The 15,606-nt window shown below is 73.8% G+C and carries 12 protein-coding genes and 1 pseudogene; 4 read left to right on the top strand and 9 right to left on the bottom strand.

Annotated features, from left to right (window positions below; all coding sequences use genetic code 11):
- Positions 1-192 precede the first annotated feature (192 nt).
- Together IF04_RS0122195 and IF04_RS0122190 are read left to right on the top strand one after the other, a co-directional pair.
- The gene (locus IF04_RS0122195; RefSeq protein ID WP_051831458.1) at positions 193-1,638 is read left to right on the top strand and encodes an alkyl sulfatase dimerization domain-containing protein; all 1,446 of its coding nucleotides are present in this window, start codon (positions 193-195) and stop codon (positions 1,636-1,638) included.
- Complete coding sequence (locus IF04_RS0122190) at positions 1,635-2,972, top strand: MFS transporter (RefSeq protein WP_157847694.1); 1,338 nt, start codon at positions 1,635-1,637, stop codon at positions 2,970-2,972. The genes IF04_RS0122195 and IF04_RS0122190 overlap by 4 nt, the downstream gene beginning before the upstream one ends.
- Before the next feature lie 47 nt (positions 2,973-3,019).
- Here IF04_RS0122190 and IF04_RS0122185 read toward each other — a convergent pair whose 3' ends face one another.
- The 3 genes and pseudogenes from IF04_RS0122185 to IF04_RS37680 all read right to left on the bottom strand — a co-directional run.
- A complete protein-coding gene (locus IF04_RS0122185; protein ID WP_030260635.1) occupies positions 3,020-3,328 on the bottom strand; it encodes an AzlD domain-containing protein in 309 nt (102 codons plus the stop codon).
- Entirely contained in the window at positions 3,325-4,065 is a 741-nt protein-coding gene (locus tag IF04_RS39330) for an AzlC family ABC transporter permease (RefSeq protein ID WP_051831481.1), read from the bottom strand. The genes IF04_RS0122185 and IF04_RS39330 overlap by 4 nt, the downstream gene beginning before the upstream one ends.
- Before the next feature lie 104 nt (positions 4,066-4,169).
- A pseudogene (locus tag IF04_RS37680) lies at positions 4,170-5,069 on the bottom strand (AraC family transcriptional regulator); the annotation flags it as partial.
- A gap of 101 nt (positions 5,070-5,170) precedes the next feature.
- Between IF04_RS37680 and IF04_RS0122170 the strand changes: the two are divergent.
- Together IF04_RS0122170 and IF04_RS0122165 are read left to right on the top strand one after the other, a co-directional pair.
- Complete coding sequence (locus IF04_RS0122170; RefSeq protein WP_030260630.1) at positions 5,171-9,874, top strand: ATP-dependent helicase; 4,704 nt, start codon at positions 5,171-5,173, stop codon at positions 9,872-9,874.
- Positions 9,875-10,049: 175 nt separating this feature from the next.
- Positions 10,050-10,856: a DNA-formamidopyrimidine glycosylase family protein gene (locus tag IF04_RS0122165; RefSeq protein WP_030260627.1), complete on the top strand. Its 807-nt coding sequence runs from the start codon at positions 10,050-10,052 to the stop codon at positions 10,854-10,856.
- Positions 10,857-10,884: 28 nt separating this feature from the next.
- Here the strand turns inward: IF04_RS0122165 and IF04_RS35960 are convergent, their stop codons facing one another.
- The 6 genes from IF04_RS35960 to rimO form a co-directional block, all read right to left on the bottom strand.
- Entirely contained in the window at positions 10,885-11,319 is a 435-nt protein-coding gene (locus IF04_RS35960; RefSeq protein WP_425428436.1) for a hypothetical protein, read from the bottom strand.
- Between the two features lie 238 nt (positions 11,320-11,557).
- Positions 11,558-12,028 (bottom strand): Dps family protein, encoded by a 471-nt coding sequence (locus tag IF04_RS0122155; RefSeq protein WP_030260621.1) that lies wholly within the window; start codon positions 12,026-12,028, stop codon positions 11,558-11,560.
- 189 nt (positions 12,029-12,217) lie between these two features.
- Positions 12,218-12,601, bottom strand: coding sequence for a helix-turn-helix domain-containing protein (locus tag IF04_RS0122150; protein WP_030260616.1), 384 nt, complete (start codon positions 12,599-12,601; stop codon positions 12,218-12,220).
- Positions 12,602-12,710: 109 nt separating this feature from the next.
- Positions 12,711-13,199 carry a CinA family protein gene (locus tag IF04_RS0122145; protein ID WP_030260612.1) on the bottom strand — a complete coding sequence of 163 codons (489 nt, stop codon included), beginning with the start codon at positions 13,197-13,199 and terminating at the stop codon, positions 12,711-12,713.
- Between the two features lie 119 nt (positions 13,200-13,318).
- Complete coding sequence (gene pgsA / locus IF04_RS0122140; protein ID WP_030260608.1) at positions 13,319-14,011, bottom strand: CDP-diacylglycerol--glycerol-3-phosphate 3-phosphatidyltransferase; 693 nt, start codon at positions 14,009-14,011, stop codon at positions 13,319-13,321.
- Positions 14,008-15,504: a 30S ribosomal protein S12 methylthiotransferase RimO gene (gene rimO, locus IF04_RS0122135; protein WP_030260604.1), complete on the bottom strand. Its 1,497-nt coding sequence runs from the start codon at positions 15,502-15,504 to the stop codon at positions 14,008-14,010. The genes pgsA and rimO overlap by 4 nt, the downstream gene beginning before the upstream one ends.
- Positions 15,505-15,606 lie beyond the last annotated feature (102 nt).

Here is a 15,606-nt window from a genome sequence, read left to right as displayed (position 1 = left end):
CCTTCCTCCGGGTGCGGCACCGCGCCGCACCCGGAGGGGCGGCGGGGTTGTGACGCGTCACAGTACTGGCGTTGGGGCGATGTGACGGCGCCGGATGTCGTCCGGCCTGTACGCGGCCGAGACTCGGTGACCCGGCCGCGAATGGCCGCGGCGTACCGGCCGGCATCCGACCCTCGTAAGGAGCCGTTTTCTATGACGCAGCACAGCCTCGACGACTATCTCGCCTATGTGGACCGTGTCTGGCAGGGGCAGGACACCCTGCTCGCCCACCTCTCCGGGGCGTACACGGGGGACACTCTGGCGCGCATCGGCGAGCGGACCGGGTTCCTGCCCGCGTTCGCCAACGTGGCGGTCTTCGACACCGGGTCGGACGGGCTGGTGCTGGTGGATTCCGGGGACATCCGCACGGCCGGGCAGCTGCACACGGCGGTGACGGCGTTCGGCGCGGCGACGGACAGCGCGCCGCGCAAAGAAGTGCGCAGCATCGTCTACACGCACGGGCACGTGGACCACGTCTTCGGGGTCGGCCCGTTCGACGAGGACGCGCGGGCGCGGGGCGTGGCCGCTCCCGAGGTGGTCGCCCATGAGGCGGTGGCCGCGCGCTTCGACCGCTACACGGAGACGGCCGGCTACAACTCCTGGATCAACCGGCGGCAGTTCGGGGTGCCGGCGCTCAACTGGCCGACCCGTTACCGCTACCCGGACACCACCTACCGGGACCGGCTCACGCTGCGCTACGGGGACCTGACGTTCGAGCTCTTCCATGCGCGCGGCGAGACGGACGACGCCACCTACGTGTGGATTCCGGAGCTGAAGACGCTGTGCACGGGTGACCTGTTCATCTGGAACTCGCCGAACGCCGGCAATCCCCAGAAGGTGCAGCGCTACCCGGAGGACTGGGCGCGTGCGCTGCGCGCGATGGCGGAGCTGGGTGCCGAGGTGCTGCTCCCGGGGCACGGCGTACCGATCGTCGGCGCGCCCCGGATCGCGCAGGCCCTCGGGGACAGCGCCGAGCTGCTGGAGTCGCTCTGCACCCAGACGCGCGAGCTGATGAACGCCGGGCTGCGTCTGGACGAGGTGCTGCACGGCGTCAAGGTCCCGGCCGAGCTGCTGGCGAAGCCGTACCTCCATCCCGCGTACGACGAGCCGGAGTTCGTGGTCCGCAACCTGTGGCGGCTGTGGGGCGGCTGGTACGACCAGAACCCGGCGCACCTCAAGCCCGCGCCCGAAGCGGAGCTGGCCGCCGAACTGGCGGAGGCGGCGGGTGGCGCCGTCGTACTGGCGCGCCGGGCGGCAGACCTGCTGGGCCGCGGGGAGCTGCGGCTGGCCGCCCATCTGGCCGAGACCGCGGCGCTGGCGGCGCCGCAGGACCGCGAGGTGGCCCGGGTCCGCGCGGAGGTGTACGCGAAGCGGGCGGCCGCCGAGTCCTCCACGATGGCCCAGGGCGTCTTCCGGTGGGCCGCTGCGGAGTCGGCGGCCGTCGTCGAGGGGTCCGACCTCACCACGGAGCTGACGCGCAGCGAGGGGGGCCGTCGGCGGGCGGCCGGCGCCATCTCGGTCGGCGTCGTGGCGGACGAGGACGGCTGCGCGTGCGGCTCAGCGGCGGACAGCGGGACGGCGCCGGAGGCCGTTCGGTGACGTCGGCCGCCGAATCCGCGCCGGCGGTCCTACCGGGCGCGGCCGCCGCCTCACGGGGCCCGGCCTGGCGCACCACGTGGCTGCTGCTGGCCTTCATGCTGGTGAACTTCGCCGACAAGACGGTCATGGGCCTGGCCGCGAACCCGGTGATGCACGATCTCGGCCTCACCCGGGAGCAGTTCGGCACGGCGTCCTCGGCGTTCTTCGCGCTCTTCAGCCTGGCGGCGCTGGCCGGGTCGTTCCTCACCCGCACCGTGCGCACGTCCGTACTGCTGCTGGGCATGGCGCTCCTGTGGTCGGCGGCCCAGCTGCCGATGCTGATCGGCGCTGCCGGCTTCGGAGTGCTGGTGGTCACGCGCGTCCTGTTGGGCGCGGCGGAGGGACCGGCGTCCCCGGTGGCGCTGCACCACCTGTACGGCTGGTTCGAGCAGAAGGACCGCACGCTGCCGACCGCGGTGCTGCTGGCCGGTGCGGCGGCCGGGGTGGCCATCGCGGCGCCCACCCTGGGCGTGGTCATCGACCACTGGGGCTGGCGGTGGGCCTTCGGGGTCGTCGGTCTCGTCGGGCTCCTCTGGGCGGCGGTGTGGCTGCGGTACGGGAAGGAGGGACCGCTGGCGCCTCCGGTGGGCAGGCGGCGCACACCGGGGCCCGTTTCCGCGGCAGCAGGGGCTGCGCCCGGGACCCCGTACCGGAAGCTGCTGCTGTCGGGGACCTGGCTGGCGGCGGCGCTGGGTTCGTTCGCCGCGTACTGGACGCTGTCGGCCGGGCTGACCTGGTCGGCGGACTACTTCCAGGAGGTGGGCGGGCTCTCGTTGCGCGGCGCGAGCCTGTTGATCATGCTGTCCGCGCTGTCCAAGGGGGGAGCGATGCTGGCCCACGGGGCGCTCGTCCAGCGGTCGGTCAAGCGGGCGAAGGCCGGGCTGCCGCCGCGCCTCGCCTGGTCCTCCGGCGTGCAGACCGGCCTGGTGATGATCCTGGCGGGCGTGGCCATGGTGGGGTTCGCCGCGACGGACGTGCTGTGGCTGAAGATCGTCCTGCTGCTCGGGCCGATGGCCGTCACGGACATCATCCTCACGGTCGCGGCGACCGCCGTCTCCCGGATCTCTCCCGCCGACCGGCGCGGCGTCACCCTGGGCGCGCTGACGTGTGTGTTCGCCCTGGCGGGCGTGCTGGCACCGCTCGTCATGGGGCGCATCGTGGACGCGGGCACGACCGTCGCCTCCGGGTACTTCGGGGCGTACGTACTGATGGCCGGGCTGGTCACGGCGGCCGGGGTGGTGGTCACGCTCTTCCTGCGCCCGGAACGGGACGCGCGCCGGCTGAGCACGGAGTAGCGCCCCGGCGAGGGCGGGCGTACCGGGGTGCGCCCGCCCTCGCCCGTTCAGCCGCCGAGCGCCCGTACGCCTGCCGTGACCACCACGGCGGCCGCGACCACCAAGAGGAACGGCGCGCGCAGTACGAGGGCGAGCGCTGCCGCACCGACACCGGCCACCCTCGCGTCCAGAAGGAGGTGGGGGCCTTCACTGAGGGTCTGCTGCGCGGTGAGGGCGGCCAGCAGGGCCACCGGAAGCAGCGCGGCGAGCCGCTTCACAAGGGGGCGCTCCAGAACGCCGGCGGGCACCAGCAGGCCCGCGTACTTGAGCAGGTAGCAGCCGACGGCAGTGACGCCGATCGCGATCCAGGTGTTCACCGGCTCTCCTCCTGTGCGCGTGCTGTCCTACGGGAGCGGGCGCCCTGGACCAGCAGTACGGCGGGGGCTGCCAGCGCGGAGACCAGGACCGGCACGCCGGCGGGCAGCACCGGCAGGGTGACCAGCATCAGGACGACGGCCAGGCCCGCCACGGCACGCTCCGCGGTGGTCTTCAACATGGGGGCGAGCAGCGCCAGAAAGACGGCGGGCCCGGCCGCGTCCAGGCCCCAGGCAGCCGTGTCGCCGAGCGCTTCGGCGCCCAGCGCGCCGGCCAGCGTGGTGAGGTTCCACAGGACGTAGAGCGACAGTCCGGTGACGGTGAAGCCGAGGCGGGCGCTGCGCCGGTCGGGCTGGGCGAGCGTGACGGCGGACGTCTCGTCGATGATCCAGTGGGCGGCGAGCGGCTTCATCAGGGCCCGGTAGCCGAGCAGCCCGGAGAGCCGCAGCCCGTAGAAGGCGTTGCGGGCGCCCAGGAAGAAGGCACCGGCCGCGGCGGCCAACGGGTTGCCGCCCGCGCCCAGCGCGCCGACCAGCGCGAACTGCGAGGCGCCGGTGAACACGAGGAGGCTGAGCAGGCAGCTCTGCAGGACGCTGAGGCCCGCGCCCGCCGAGGTGACTCCGAAGGCGAAGCCGGAGAGGCCGACGGCGACGCCGACGCCGAGCGCGTCCCTGATGACGGCGGTGTCGGGCTTGCGCGGCGGGCCGTCCAGGGGCGTACCCGCCGCGGCGCCCGGTATCCCGGGCGGTACGGTCTGTTCGATCTGTTCTGCCACGCGCTCCACGCTAGGCAGACGCTGCCCCGCGGTCTTGTACGTTCTTGCGCGCCACGAGTCGTCCGCGCTCCGCCCCGGGGCGGCCGCCACGGGCCCTCGCGCTCGCGCCGGTACGCGCCCGGCGGTACGCCGACGATCCTCGTGAAGTGCCGGTTCAGATGGGGCTGATCCGTGAAGCCGACGGCCACCGCCGCCTCGGCGGGCGTGGTGCCGCCCTCCAGGAGGCGCCGGGCACGGCGCACCCGCGCATCGGTGAGCCAGGCGTGCGGCGGCATGCCGTAGGCCCTCTTGAAGGCGCGCAGCAGCGCGAAGGGGCTGGTGCCCAGCTGCGCGGCGAGCTGGTCCAAGGACGGCGGGTCCGTCAGCCGTTCCTCCAGGATCTCCCGTACCCGGGCCGCCCCGGCCGCGCCCGCCGCACGGGGTGCACGGGCCGGCAGCGGCCCTCCGTATCGGCGCAGCAGCCGGGAAACGGCGATCCGCAGCATGCTGTCGGCGGCCAGCGCGTTGCCTGCCTCCGCCGCCCGGTGCACCTCCTGGATGAGCCGCGAGGTGTACGGATCCTCGACGGCCGACTCGGTGAAGCCGGGCGTTCCCCGGAGCGTGCTGGTCTCCGCGGCGATCTCGGCGATGAGGCCCGCGGACGGGTAGAGCGTGGAGTACGTCCAGCCGTCGTCGGTTCCCGCCCGCGCGGTGTGCGGCACCTCCGGGTTGATCATGACGACGCTCCCGTGGCCGGCCCGTACGGTCCCGTCCGGCAGCCCGACCTCTTCGATCCCGCCCGACACCGCGCCCAGTACGAAACCCTCGTGGCTGTGCCGCGGGAAGGCGTGGCGCACGTACCGGGCGCGGAGCAGATCCAGGCCGGGCAGCTCCGCGTACCGCCAGTGCCGCGCCCACTCGCCGGCCGCGCGTCCGCGTCCGCGCCCGCTCCCCCGGCCCTCCGCCGGGCCGCCCCCGCTGCTTCCCATGCACCCATTCTGCGCCCGGCGCGGCGCCGCTGACCTGCGCGTCCACGGTCCGGACGGGCCGCCCGCCGACCGTTGTCAGTGGTCCGAGGCACGATGGGGTCATGGCGAGGACCGCGCTCGATTCGTTCTCCCCCGCGACCAGAAGCTGGTTCACGGGGGCCTTCCACGCGCCCACGGCCGCCCAGGACGGCGCCTGGCGGGCCATCGGCGAGGGCTCCGACGTGCTGGTCGTCGCGCCGACCGGCTCCGGCAAGACCCTCGCGGCCTTCCTCGCCTCTCTGGACTCCCTCGCGAGCACGCCGCCGCCCGCCGAGCCCAAGAAGCGCTGCCGGGTGCTGTACGTCTCCCCGCTCAAGGCCCTCGCGGTCGACGTCGAGCGCAATCTGCGCTCCCCGCTGACCGGCATCCGCCAGGAGTCCGTGCGGCTCAGCCTGCCGGAGCCCGACATTCGGGTGGGCATCCGCTCCGGTGACACCCCCGCCGCCGAGCGCCGGTCGATCGCGAACCGGCCGCCGGACATCCTGATCACCACCCCCGAGTCGCTGTTCCTGATGCTGACCTCCCAGGCGCGGGACGCCCTGGCGGGCGTGGAGACGGTGATCCTGGACGAGGTGCACGCCGTCGCGGGGACGAAGCGCGGCGCGCACCTGGCGCTGTCCCTGGAGCGCCTGGACGAGCTGCTGCCCCGCCCGGCCCGCCGCATCGGCCTCTCGGCGACGGTCCGCCCCGTGGAGGAGGTCGCGCGCTATCTGTCGCCGCGCCGCCGGGTGGAGATCGTGCAGCCGCCCTCGGGGAAGGAGTTCGACCTCTCGGTGGTGGTGCCCGTCGAGGACCTCGGCGAGCTGGGCGGCTCGCCCGTACGGGAGACCGGGCCGGACGGCGGCGACTCGGGCGGCGACAAGCCGTCCATCTGGCCGCACGTCGAGGAGCGCATCGCCGACCTCGTACAGACGCATCGTTCAACGATCGTCTTCGCGAACTCCCGGCGCCTGGCGGAGCGTCTGTGCAACCGCCTGAACGAGATCGCGTACGAGCGCGCCACGGGCGAGCCGATGCCCGAGGACCACTCCCCCGCCGAACTGATGGCCCAGTCCGGCGGCGCCAAGGGCGCACCTCCGGTGCTGGCCAGGGCGCACCACGGCTCGGTGTCCAAGGAGCAGCGCGCCCAGGTCGAGGAGGACCTGAAGGCGGGCCGGCTGCCTGCCGTGGTGGCCACCTCCAGCCTGGAGCTGGGCATCGACATGGGCGCGGTGGACCTGGTGGTCCAGGTGGAGTCGCCGCCGTCGGTCGCGTCCGGGCTGCAGCGGGTGGGCCGCGCCGGCCACCAGGTGGGCGCGGTGTCCACGGGCGTGGTCTTCCCGAAGTACCGCGGCGACCTGGTGCAGGCGGCGGTGGTCACGGAGCGGATGCGCGAGGGCGCCATCGAGGCGCTGCGCGTCCCGGCCAATCCGCTGGACGTACTGGCCCAGCAGCTGGTCGCGATGGTCTCGATGGACGCCTGGGACGTCGAGGAGCTGCTGGCGGTGGTGCGGCGGGCCGCACCGTTCGCCGCGCTCCCGGAGTCTGCGTACAGCGGCGTGCTGGACATGCTGGCGGGCCGGTACCCCTCCGACGCGTTCGCGGAGCTGCGGCCGCGCATCGTGTGGGACCGGGTCGCGAACACCATCACGGGCCGGCCCGGTGCCCAGCGGCTCGCCGTCACCTCGGGCGGCACGATCCCCGACCGCGGCCTGTTCGGGGTCTTCCTGGCGGGCGCCGACCCCAAGAAGGGCGGCGGCCGCGTCGGGGAGCTGGACGAGGAGATGGTGTACGAGTCGCGGGTCGGCGACGTCTTCACGCTCGGCACGACCTCCTGGCGCATCGAGGACATCACCCGGGACCGGGTGCTGGTCTCGCCCGCCCCCGGGGTGCCCGGCCGGCTGCCCTTCTGGAAGGGCGACCAGCTCGGCCGTCCCCTGGAGCTGGGCCGGGCGCTGGGCGCGTACCTCCGGGAGATCGGCGCGCTGGAGCCGGAGGCGGCCCGGGCCCGGCTGTCCGCCGCCGGACTGGACGACTGGGCCGCGGGCAACGTCCTGAGTTACCTCGCCGAGCAGCGCGAGGCGTGCGGCCACGTCCCCGACGACCGCACGATCGTCGTCGAGCGCTTCCGCGACGAGCTGGGCGACTGGCGGGTGGTGGTGCACTCGCCGTTCGGCGCGCAGGTGCACGCCCCCTGGGCGCTGGCGCTGGGCGCCCGGCTGACCGAGCGGTACGGCATGGACGCGCAGGTGATGCACGCGGACGACGGCATCGTCCTGCGGCTGCCGGACGCCGACCTGATGGGCCTGGACCTGCTGGACACCGACCCGGACGCGGCGGGCGCGGAGTTCGACCCCGACCAGTCGCCGGTGGGCGCCGCCGATGTCGTGTTCGACAAGGGCGAGGTCGACCAGGTCGTGACCGACCAGGTGGGCGGCTCGGCGCTGTTCGCCGCGCGCTTCCGGGAGTGCGCAGCGCGCGCGCTGCTGCTGCCCCGGCGCAATCCGGGCAAGCGCACGCCCCTGTGGCAGCAGCGCCAGCGCGCCGCTCAACTGCTCCAGGTGGCGAGCGAGTTCGGGTCCTTCCCGATCGTCCTCGAAGCCATCCGCGAGTGCCTGCAGGACGTGTTCGACGTTCCCGGTCTGGCCGAGCTGATGGGGGACATCGAGTCGCGCCGCGTCCGGCTCGTGGAGGTGACCACCCAGGAGCCCTCGCCGTTCGCCCGGTCGCTGCTCTTCGGGTACGTGGCGCAGTTCCTGTACGAGGGCGACTCCCCCCTGGCCGAGCGCCGCGCCGCGGCCCTCTCGCTCGACTCCCGGCTGCTCGCCGAGCTGCTGGGCCAGGCCGATCTGCGCGAGCTGCTGGACCCGGAGGTCCTCACCGACCTGGAGCGCGAGCTGCAGTGGCTGACGGACGACCGCAAGGTCAAGGACGCCGAGGGCGTCGCCGACCTGCTGCGGCTGCTCGGCCCGCTGACCGACGCCGAGCTGGCCGAGCGCGGTGCCGATCCCGCGTGGGCGGCGGAGCTGGGCGCGGCCCGGCGGGCCATCCGGGTGCGGGTGGCGGGCGCCGAGCACTGGGCCGCGGTCGAGGACGCCGGACGGCTGCGGGACGCCCTCGGTACGGCGCTGCCCGTGGGCGTCCCGGAGTCCTTCATGGAGCCGGTCAAGGACCCGCTCGGCGACCTGCTCTCCCGGTATGCGCGCACGCACGGCCCGTTCACCTCCGAGCAGGCCGCCGCCCGCTTCGGCCTGGGCACAGCCGTCACCGACGGGGCGCTGCACCGCCTCGCGGGCGCCGGCCGGGTCGTCCAGGGCGAGTTCGCGCCCTCCGGTGTGCACCAGGAGTGGTGCGACGCGCAGGTGCTGCGGCGGCTGCGACGGCGGTCGCTGGCCGCGCTGCGGCACGAGCTGGAGCCGGTGCCGCCGCCCGCGCTGGCCGCCTTCCTGCCGCAGTGGCAGAGCGTCGGCGGCCAGGGGCTGCGCGGCATCGACGGACTGATGCGCGCCGTCGAGCAGTTGCAGGGCGCGCCGGTGCCCGCCTCGGCCCTGGAGCGGCTCGTTCTGCCCTCCCGGGTGTCGGGCTACTCCCCCGCCCTGCTGGACGAACTGACCTCCACGGGCGAGGTCCTGTGGGCCGGCGCCGGCGCGCTGCCCGGGAAGGACGGCTGGATCGCCCTGTATCCGGCCGACACCGCGCCGCTCCTGTTGCCGCAGCCGCACCCCTTCGAGGTGACGCCGCTCCACCAGTCCGTACTGGACGCCCTGGCGCCCGGGTACGGCCTGTTCTTCCGTCAGCTCGCCGACCAGGTGCGCGCCACGACACACCCGGAGGCCACCGATCCCCAACTGGCCGACGCCGTCTGGGACCTGGCCTGGTCCGGACGGCTGACCAACGACACCCTCGCGCCGCTCCGCTCGCTGCTCGGCTCCGGCCGGACGGCCGGGGCCACCGCGCACCGCGCCCGCCGGGCCACCCCGCGCGGCCGGTACGGCAGCCTCACCGCCGCCACCGGCCGGACCGGCCGTCCCACCGCGTCCCGCTCCGGGCCGCCCACAGTGGCCGGACGCTGGTCACTGCTGCCCGTACTGGAGCCGGACCCCACCCACCGGGCGCACGCGCTGGCCCACACGCTCCTGGACCGGCACGGCATCGTCACCCGGGGCGCGGTGGCGGCCGAGGGTGTCGAGGGCGGCTTCTCCGCGGCGTACCGGGTGCTGTCCGCCTTCGAGGAGACCGGCCAGGCCCGCCGCGGATACGTCGTCGAAGGGCTGGGTGCGGCGCAGTTCGCGATGGACGGCGCGGTGGACCGGCTGCGCGCGGTCAGTACGAGCCGGGACCGTACGGCCGAGGAGACCGCGCCCGGCGGCTCCTGGCAGCCGGCCGGACCGGCCCGCGGCGGCACCCCGCGCGCCGTCGTACTGGCTGCGGCGGATCCGGCCAACGCGTACGGCGCCGCGCTGCCCTGGCCGGAGCCGCCGGAGGGCTCGTCCCACAAGCCGGGCCGCAAGGCGGGCTCGCTGGTCGTCGTGGTCGACGGCGAGCTGGCGGTCTACATGGAGCGCGGCGGCAAGACGCTGCTCGCCTGGCAGGCCGGGGAGGACGGCGGCGGGACACGGGTGCGGCTCGCCCTGGAGGCACTCGCGGCCGCGGTGCGGAACGGCTTCGTGGGCGCGCTCACCGTCGAGCGGATCAACGGCTCGTCGGCGCTCACCTCGCCGCTGGCCGCAGAGCTGGAGGGCGCGGGCTTCCACGCGACCCCGAGGGGGCTGCGGCTGCGGACATGAGCGCGCCACCGGGCGGCACAGGCGGCGGCCGCACGGGGCGGCGCCGCGCAGGAGCCGCACGGAGGCCACGGCCGCACCGGGCGAAGGGGGCCTGGCCACACCGGGGCACGTGAAGCCGCGCACCACAGAATGCGCCCCGCAGCCCCCGGTGCGCCGCGCACGGCATGATGGAGCCATGCCCGAAGGCGACACCGTCTGGCGGGCCGCCGCGGAGCTGCACGAGGCGCTGGCCGGGCGGCTGCTGACCCGTACCGACCTGCGCGTACCGAAGCTGGCCACGACCGACCTGGCCGGGCGCTCCGTCCTGGAGGTACTGCCGCGCGGCAAGCACCTGCTGACCCGCATCGAGGGCGGCTTCACGCTCCACTCGCACCTGCGGATGGACGGTGCCTGGCGGGTGTACGGCGCGGACGAGCGCTGGCGCGGCGGCCCCGACCACCAGATCCGCGCCGTGCTGGCCACGGCGGAGCGCACCGCCGTGGGCTACCGCCTCCCCGTACTGGAGCTGCTGCGCACCGCCGACGAGGACAGCGTCGTCGGCCACCTCGGCCCGGACCTGCTCGGCCCGGACTGGGACCCGGACGAGGCACTGCGGCGGCTGCTGGCCGACCCGGACCGGGCGCTCGGCGAGGCGCTGCTGGACCAGCGCAACCTGGCCGGGATCGGGAACGTCTTCAAGTGCGAGCTGTGCTTCCTGCTGCGCGCTTCGCCCTGGCTGCCGGTGGGTGCGCTGCCGCGCCCCGACCGGGCGGTCTCGCTGGCGAAGCGGCTGCTGGAGGCGAACAAGCGGCGGCTCGCCCGTACGACCACGCCCAGCGCGCGCCCGGACCGCCGTCTGTGGGTGTACGGCCGCACCGGCCGCCCCTGTCTGCGCTGCGAGACGCCGATCCGCGTCGCGGACCAGGACCCCGGGCCACAGGCCCGCGTCACGTACTGGTGCCCACGCTGCCAGCCCGATCCCCCTGCGACCGCGACTCCCTGACGCAGACAGGACCCGCCCCGGGCGCCCCTCAGGACCGCCCCGACCCACCCCACCGCCCGTGCCGCCAAGCCTTCGTGAACCGCGCCGTGAGAGCGGAGTCGCTAGGGGCGCCCACGCAGCCGCCGCGCGTGTGCCAGCCCGCCGCGCCGACGCGCCCCCCACCTCGGCGCGTCCGACGCGGTACGCAGTGCACCGGCAGCAGGCTCAGACCCCAGCCGCCCGCGGCCATCGCACCTTCCACGACCCCCGCTCCCTCGGGCCAGAAGAACAGTCGCAGCACCGCCCACCACCACAGCGCCCCGAGGAGCACCGCGGCGGTCCAGCGGCCCGGCACCCGGCGGAGCAGTACCACCGCCCCGCCCGCCGTGCCGCGGCCCGGCGCCCCCACCCTGCCGCGGCCCGGTGTCCCGGGCGGCCCGGCGCCCCGGACCGGGTGCCGGGAGAAGAAGCCGCGCCATGCCATGACTGCCTCCTCCGGTCGACGGTAGTCGGCCATGGCCCTCCGGCGGGAGGGCGCACCGGGGCACGAACGGCGCGTTCCGCAACGCACGACACGCGCTCGGACGGAATCGTTCCCGACCGGTCCGACCCGGCTCCGGAGTCTGTCACCGGCTGTCGGACCGCAGTCAGCCACCGGCAGTACGGGTCGGAAGCGATCGGGACACCGGGGAGTGCCCTACCAGGCCGCCGTCAGGCCGCCATCAGGCCGCCTCGGCCTGGAACATCCAGTGGTGCTTCTCCAGGTCGGCGGTGAGCCCGATCAGGAGGTCCTGGGTGACGGGGTCGGGCTCGTCGGTGGCGGTGATGCGTTCCCGCATCCGCTCGATGACGGCGCCGAGTGCCCGTACGAGGGTGGCCACCGCGTCGTTGTCCTTGATCCAGCCGGCGTCGACGGCGCCGATTCCGCTCGTCTTCGCGACCGTCTCCGCGCGGCCGTCGGGGTTCACGCCGATCGCGGAGGCCCGTTCGGCCACCGTGTCGGCGTGGCCGCGTGCGCTGGCGACGACATCGTCGAGCTGGAGATGGACGGACCGGAAGCGCGGGCCGACGACGTTCCAGTGGACCTGCTTGGCGAGGAGCGACAGGTCGACGAGGTCCACCAGCGCGCCCTGGAGCGCGTCACCGACCGTCTTGCGGTCGCTCTCGGACAGCGTGCTGTTGACGACAGGCATGCATTTCCTCCCGCTTCAAAGCGAATGGTCCGTTTTGGCCATCGTACAAACGATGCCTCACCACAAGAAATGTCGCAGTTCGGACGAGAGTCTGCGTGATGCCCTCCGGCAACACGAAAACCCCGGCGGGCGAGTGCCCACCAGGGTTTTCTTCATGCCTGCAAGCGGTCTCTACCCGAAACCGTGCGGTCAGGCCGCTACGACGTCCACGGCCTCCGCGGGAGCCTTGATCGTCACGCGCTCTTCGGGAACGCCCGTCAGGGAAGTGACGGACACGGCGTTGAACGTGGGGCGCACCGGCGTCGGTACCGGCTCGCTCGCGGCGGCGGACCGGGCCAGCTCCGCGAGCGCCAGCTCGTCGCTGACCTCCCGCATGAGCTCGGACATCCGTACGTCCAGCGCATCGCAGATCGCCGAGAGCAGCTCGGAGGAAGCCTCCTTCTGCCCCCTCTCGACCTCGGACAAATAGCCGAGCGACACCCGGGCGGAGGAGGAGACCTCGCGCAGGGTGCGGCCTTGACGCTGACGCTGTCGGCGCAGCACGTCACCCAGCAGGCGACGGAGCAGAATCATCGCTGGCTCCCTCCTCGGACCTCGGATCCGGATCCTTCTCGCCCCACCGTACCGCCTCGGGCCTCAGCCGTGCCGGGAGCGAGTTCGTGTTCACTCAGGGCTGTAAACATCAGATACCCCCGTGATGTTCCGTATCCTTTGCCCGCGCATTTTCCGTCAGTTCGCTCAACAGCAGATCCACTACTGCGGTGACGCTGTCCCTGCGGATCCGGTCGCGATCCCCGTGCAACGTCAGCCGGCGCACTTTTCCCTCACCGCCGGGCCCGCTGACCGCGACGTAGACCGTGCCGACCGGCTGCCCGTCCTGCGGGTCGGGGCCGGCGACTCCTGTTGTGGCAATACCCCAGTCGGCGCCGAGCACGCGTCGTACACCCCGTGCCATTTGCCGGGCGACGTCGGCGTCCACCGCACCACGGGTGGCCAGAAGCGCGCCGTCCACACCCAGTACGAGGCTCTTCAGTTCGGTCGCGTACGCCGTGACCGAGCCCCGGAAGCACCGGGAGGCACCGGGAATCGCGGTGAGCACGCCCGCGACCAGGCCGCCGGTCAGCGATTCGGCCACGGCCAGCGTCTGCCCGCGCTCCGTCAACGTCGCCAGCGCCCGCCCAGCGCCCTCCTCGGCGCCGGAGGCAGCAGAAGGCGCGACCGGCGCCGCGAGGGCGTCAGCGCGCGCCTCAGAGCTTTCCCCGGCCCCTTGCGCAGCCTCCGTACCGCCACTCACCGCGTCGACCCCTGACCGGAAGGCTCCCCACCGGACCGCGCCCGGAGGGCCTCCCGCGACTTGGCCAGCCCGGCCCGGCGCAGTACGACGGCCTGCTTCACGTAGTCCAGGCCCGTGACGACGGTCAGCACCACGGCCACCGCCATCACCCACCAGCGCAGCGTGGCCAGGGGACCGGTGAGCACGAGGACGTACATCCCGACCGCCGTCCCCTGGGCGAGCGTCTTCATCTTGCCGCCGCGGCTGGCCGGGATGACCGCATGCCGGATCACCCAGAAGCGCATCAGCGTGATGCCGAGCTCCCGGAAGAGGATCACTCCGGTGACCCACCAGGGCAGGTCGCCCAGGATCGACAGGCAGATCAGCGCTGCGCCCATGATCGCCTTGTCCGCTATCGGATCGGCGATCTTCCCGAAGTCGGTGACCAGGTCGTAAGCGCGCGCCAGGTGACCGTCGAAGAGATCGGTGATCATGGCGATGGCGAACGCCGCCCAGGCGAACGCGCGCCAGGCCGGGTCGTACCCGTCGCCGTGCATCAGGAGCAGCACGAAGACCGGTACCAGGACCAGCCGCAGCATCGTGAGGATGTTGGCGATGTTCCACAGCCCGGCCTGCCGCCGGACGGTCTTCGGCCGTGCGGCCCCGCCGGCGGCGGAAGCACCTGCGGCGGAAGCCGGGACTCCGGTCATCTGTCCGCCTCCTCGGGACACCCGGCACCGTGCTCGGCGCCGAGCGGCAGCGGCTCCGCCACGAGGTCCACGCCCTCGGTCGCCACCACCTTTGCTTCGACCATACGACCTGGAGCCAGGTCCTGGCCGGTCGTGAGGAGGGTGACGCCGTCGGTCTCCGGAGCCTGGTGCGCCGCGCGGCCCACCACGCCGTCCTCGTCGTCGACCCGGTCGACCAGCACGGAGACGGTCTCGCCCAGGCGCTCCTCGGCGCGCTGCGCGGTCAGCTCCTCGGCCAGCCGGGACAGGTGTGCCAGGCGCTCGGCCACCACGTCGGGGTCGAGCTTGTTCTCGTAGCCGGCCGCCTCGGTGCCGTCCTCGTCGGAGTACCCGAAGACGCCGATGGCGTCGAGTCTCGCCTCGCTGATGAAGCGTTCCAGCTCGGCGAAGTCCTCCTCGGTCTCCCCGGGGAAGCCGACGATGAAGTTGGAGCGGGCACCGGCCTGCGGCGCCTTCGTACGGATCGTCGCCAGCAGGTCCAGGAAGCGGTCGGTGTCCCCGAAGCGGCGCATGGCGCGCAGCACACCGGGGGCGGAGTGCTGGAAGGACAGGTCGAAGTACGGGGCAACCTTGTCGGTGCCGGTCAGGACGTCGATCAGCCCGGGCCGCATCTCGGCGGGCTGGAGGTAGCTGACCCGGACGCGCTCGATGCCGTCGACGGCCGCCAGCTCCGGCAGCAGCGTCTCCAGGAGACGGATGTCGCCGAGGTCCTTGCCGTAGGAGGTGTTGTTCTCGGAGACCAGCATGATCTCCTTCACTCCCTGCTCGGCCAGCCAGCGGGTCTCCCCCAGCACGTCCGAGGGGCGGCGCGAGATGAAGGAGCCGCGGAAGGACGGGATGGCACAGAAGGAGCAGCGGCGGTCGCAGCCGGAGGCGAGCTTCACCGAGGCCACGGGGTTGTTCCCCAGGCGGCGGCGGAGCGGGGCGCGCGGCCCGGAGGCGGGCGCGACGCCCTCGGGCAGATCCGTGGGGGCAGAGGCGAGCGCGTCACCGTGGCCGGGGAGTGCGACCCCGGCGCCCTGGCGCTCGGCGGGGCTGATCGGCAGCAGCTTGCGCCGGTCGCGCGGGGCGTGCGCCTCGACGTTGCCGCCGCTCAGGATGGTCTGGAGGCGGCCGGAGATGTCGGTGTAGTCGTCGAACCCGAGCACGCCGTCGGCCTCGGGCAGCGCCTCGGCCAGCTCCTTGCCGTACCGCTCGGCCATGCAGCCCACGGCCACCACGGCCTGGGTGCGGCCGTGGTCCTTCAGATCGTTGGCTTCCAGGAGGGCGTCGACGGAGTCCTTCTTGGCGGCCTCGACGAAACCACAGGTGTTGACGACGGCGACATCGGCTTCGGCGGCTTCCTCGACGAGCTCCCAGCCGTCCGCTGCCAGGCGGCCTGCGAGCTCCTCCGAGTCCACCTCGTTACGGGCGCAGCCAAGAGTGACAAGGGCGACGGTACGGCGTTCGGGCATGGCGCCCAGCCTACTTCGTCCCGGACGTCCCCATGTCTGGGAGGGTTCCCCGCACCGCCCGGCGCCCCGGCGTGCGACCGCCCGCCGCCTCTCCTGGAGGGG

The sequence above is a fragment of the Streptomyces violens genome (genome assembly GCF_000717745.1).
GTDB classification, from domain to species: Bacteria; Actinomycetota; Actinomycetes; order Streptomycetales; family Streptomycetaceae; genus Streptomyces; species Streptomyces violens.
Note: the sequence above shows the minus strand (reverse complement) of the source record. Positions and strands in the feature narration are given on the sequence as shown.